The 278-nt window shown below is 47.5% G+C and carries 1 protein-coding gene; it reads left to right on the top strand.

Annotation, left to right across the window (positions count from 1 at the left end; all coding sequences use genetic code 11):
- Positions 1-71: 71 nt before the first annotated feature.
- Positions 72-278 (top strand): hypothetical protein (locus C6N31_RS44960; RefSeq protein ID WP_232486378.1); only part of this gene is annotated, 207 nt, incomplete at its 3' end.

The raw sequence follows: 278 nt of genomic DNA, 5'->3' as shown, positions 1-278 counted from the left end.
CGTTCAGCTTGTTCTGTTTGATCATGTGGGGAGTTAGCAGAACTCAGAGACTGCAAGTTACAGTTCAGAGCTTGACAGTAACAAACCTGTACGTTGGGGAGGGATCGGACTTCTCTGGTGTGCCGACAAGGATGATAACAGTGAATGGCTCCTTCACTATGAGCATATACAACCCAGCCAGGCTATTTGGCATGCACATCAGCTCCAGCTCGACAAATCTCATCTTCTCTGAGATTCGCATCGCAACTGGTTCGCTGAAGAAATATTACCAACCCAGA

This window comes from Streptomyces fildesensis (assembly GCF_016107395.1).
GTDB lineage: Bacteria > Actinomycetota > Actinomycetes > Streptomycetales > Streptomycetaceae > Actinacidiphila > Actinacidiphila fildesensis.
The sequence above is the reverse complement of the archived record's forward strand: the minus strand, read 5'-3'. Positions and strand labels throughout refer to the sequence as shown.